Raw genomic sequence first — 3,139 nt, forward strand, 5'->3', positions numbered from 1 at the left:
CGCCGGTCCCCCTCCCCGTACCGGGGAGGAATTTCAGCCCGAGTCACGCCGGCAACCCCTTACTTCGCCGCCACCGGCAACGGCACCGCCGGATCGAGCGGGATCGCGATCCGCTTGGCCCGCTCCTCCTTCGACGGCCTGCCCTTCCCCCCGCGAACAACGTCGCCGAGCAGCTTGAAAAAATTGGTCGCCTCGCCGGGTTCTTCGCAGCAACTGTTCGGATCGATCAGCTTGCCGACCGCTAGGACGAGGAAGGTGCCCCCGCCAAAGATATCGACCCCGGTCGTACACCCTTCCGACCGCGTTGCGCACGGACTGGACGTCGCCGCCATCGCCCCGTGCCCGTCGGCATAGGGATTGGACGGCAGCGGCCGGTCGGGCGGCGTGCGTTCGGATGGCAGCGGAAGCCGCGGCGTCCGCACCTCCTTGCCGCAGACGAGGATTTCGTCGTCCTGCGAATTGCGCCGCGCCGACGCGCACGGATCAACGAGGATCGAAATTCGCTCGGGCGGCCCATCGATCGGGACGGCGGGGGTCGCGGTCTGTCCGGCGAGCAACAGCATCAGGGGAACCATCGGCGCATCTCCCTTCGGCCATGCACGCAGCTTATGACCTGCCGCTGCTGTAGCACTTGTCGCGCGCCTGCGCGACGCGGTAGCTTGGCCCCCGATGCTGCTTCCCCTGCTCCTGCTCGCCGCGCAGGCTCCTGCGCCGACCGCCGCCGACATCGCGCGTGCCGAACGCGTGCTGGCGCGCACCCCGATCATCGACGGGCATAACGACCTGCCCTGGGAAATTCGCGACGGGCATCATGCCGCGGTCGAGGCGGTCGACCTGACCGCCGATACCAGCCGCATCGAACCGCCGCTCCAGACCGATCTGCCGCGCCTCGCCAAGGGGCATGTCGGCGGACAATTCTGGTCGGTATGGATTCCGGCGACGACCACCGGTCCGCAGGCGGTCGAAACCACGATCGAACAGATCGACATCGTCCGCCGCATGATCGCCGCCAACCCGACGCGCATGGCGCTGGCCCGCGACGCCGCCGACATGGCGCGGATTGTGAAGCGCGGCCGCGTCGCCTCGCTGATCGGCGTGGAGGGCGGGCACCAGATCGATGGCCGGCTGTCGGTCCTGCGCCAATATTACAATCTCGGCGTCCGCTACATGACGCTGACCCATGGCAAGAGCGTCGGCTGGGCCGACAGTTCGACCGATGCGCCGCAGGCAAACGGGCTAACCCCGTTCGGACGGCAGGTGGTGGCGGAGATGAACCGCTTGGGCATGCTGGTCGATGTCGCGCACGTCTCCGACGCGACGATGGCGGCTGTGCTGGCGGCGACGAAGGCCCCGGTCATCGCCTCGCATTCCAACGCCCGCGCAATCGCCGACCGGCCGCGCAACATTCCCGATCCGCTGCTGGTGGCGATCGGCCGCAACGGCGGCGTGGTGATGGTCAACGCCTATCCTGCGTTCCTGTCGAGCGCATGGAACGACTGGGACAACCGGCGCGGTGCCTTTGCCAAGGCACAGGGACTGCCGGGTAACCGCTACGGCACGCAGACGCCGCCAGCGGTCAAGGCTTGGGAAGCCGCCAATCCCGCCCCCGGCGTCACCGCCGCGACGATGGCCGATCATGTCGAGCATATCGCGAAAATCGCCGGGCGGGCGCATGTCGGCATCGGTGGGGATTATGACGGCATTTCGGGCACCGGACCGGAGGGCATGGGCGGCGTCGACGGCTATCCGCGCTTGTTCGCCGAACTGGCGCGGCGCGGCTGGTCCGACAGCGACCTGAGCGCACTGGCGCAGGGCAATGTCCTGCGCGTGCTGGCGAAGGCAGAGGCCGTGGCGAAGGCGATGGCCGGTCAGAAGCCGGTCGACGCTATCTACCCCTGACCGGTGCGAACCGCAGCAGCGCGGCACCGAGCAATGCCGACAGCAGCGATCCGGCGAGTACCCCGATCTTGACCTGATCGATCGCCGCCGCATCGCCGGCAAAGGCGAGACCGCCGATGAACAGGCTCATGGTGAAGCCGATCCCGGCTAGCGCCGCGACGCCCCATAGCTGGACCCAATTGGCATCGCCCGGCCGGCACGACAGTCCGCTGCGCACCGCCAGCCAGATCGCGCCAAGCACGCCGACCTGTTTACCGACGAACAGCCCGACCGCAACCGCCAGCGGCAGTGGTGCCCACAGAATCGACAGCGGCACGCCCGTCACCGCAACCCCGGCATTGACGAAACCGAACACCGGCACGACCGCGAAGGCGACCCACGGATGAATGGCATGTTCGAGCCGGTGAAGCGGTGAATCGATCGCCTCCGGCGCGCCCGGTGTCGGTTTGACCGGAATGGTCATCGCCGCCAGCACCCCGGCGACGGTCGCATGGATGCCCGACAGGAACACGAGATACCATAAAGGCAGGGCCAGGATCAGATACGGGGCCAGCCGCACCACCCCCGCCCGGTTGAGCGCGATGAGCATTGCCAGCACCACCGCCGCGCCGCCCAGCGCCGTCAGGTCGAGATCGCTGGTATAGCCGAGCGCGATGATCGCGACCGCGCCCATATCGTCGACGATCGCCAGCGTCGTCAGAAACAGCTTCAGCGCCGCCGGCACGCGCTTCCCCAGCAACGCCATCACGCCGACGGCAAAGGCGATGTCGGTCGCCGCCGGGATCGCCCATCCGCGTGCGATGCCTGGCGTCGATCGCGCGACCAGCAGGTACAGGATCGCCGGCGCGGCCATGCCCGCGATCGCCGCGATCACCGGCAGGCGGCGCTGCTCCCATGTCGCCAGTCGCCCGTCGACCAGTTCGCGCTTGATCTCCAGACCGACCAGCAGGAAGAACAGCGCCATCGCCGCATCATTGACCCACAGATGCAGCGTCATAGGGCCATGACGGGCGCTCAGCACCGGCCCGGTGGTCAGGTGCAGCAGATGAAAATAGGCGGTGGCGGTGCCAGGCAGGTTGGCGAGCACCAGTGCCAGCGCCGACGCCAGCATCAGGGCGATCCCGCCCGATGCCTCACCGTGAAGGAACGTGCGAAGCATGGAGCGGGGGCGGGTCATGGTGCCCCGTACCAAATCCTCCCCGGCACGGGGAGGGGGACCGCCGCAAAGCGGTGGTGGAGG

3 protein-coding genes are annotated in these 3,139 nt (G+C 68.3%); 1 reads left to right on the top strand and 2 read right to left on the bottom strand.

Going from position 1 to position 3,139, the window contains the following annotated elements:
- Positions 1-59: 59 nt before the first annotated feature.
- The gene (locus ASE91_RS00785) at positions 60-575 is read right to left on the bottom strand and encodes a hypothetical protein (protein WP_056621861.1); all 516 of its coding nucleotides are present in this window, start codon (positions 573-575) and stop codon (positions 60-62) included.
- A 94-nt stretch (positions 576-669) separates the two neighbouring features.
- Here ASE91_RS00785 and ASE91_RS00790 point away from each other — a divergent pair, with 94 nt between their 5' ends.
- The gene (locus ASE91_RS00790) at positions 670-1,899 is read left to right on the top strand and encodes a dipeptidase (RefSeq protein ID WP_056621863.1); all 1,230 of its coding nucleotides are present in this window, start codon (positions 670-672) and stop codon (positions 1,897-1,899) included.
- On the opposite strand, the gene nhaA is transcribed toward ASE91_RS00790, so the two are convergent.
- Positions 1,886-3,076: a Na+/H+ antiporter NhaA gene (gene nhaA / locus ASE91_RS00795; RefSeq protein WP_056621864.1), complete on the bottom strand. Its 1,191-nt coding sequence runs from the start codon at positions 3,074-3,076 to the stop codon at positions 1,886-1,888. The two genes, ASE91_RS00790 and nhaA, sit on opposite strands and share 14 nt — an antisense overlap.
- Positions 3,077-3,139 lie beyond the last annotated feature (63 nt).

Origin of the sequence: Sphingomonas sp. Leaf62, from assembly GCF_001421915.1 — a bacterium.
Taxonomy (GTDB): domain Bacteria; phylum Pseudomonadota; class Alphaproteobacteria; order Sphingomonadales; family Sphingomonadaceae; genus Sphingomonas.

Coding starts and splice junctions, on each gene's coding strand:
- ASE91_RS00785 (WP_056621861.1), bottom strand. CDS start 575: ATGGTTCCCCTGATGCTGTTGCTCGCCGGACAGACCGCGACCCCCGCC.
- ASE91_RS00790 (WP_056621863.1), top strand. CDS start 670: ATGCTGCTTCCCCTGCTCCTGCTCGCCGCGCAGGCTCCTGCGCCGACC.
- nhaA (WP_056621864.1), bottom strand. CDS start 3,076: ATGACCCGCCCCCGCTCCATGCTTCGCACGTTCCTTCACGGTGAGGCA.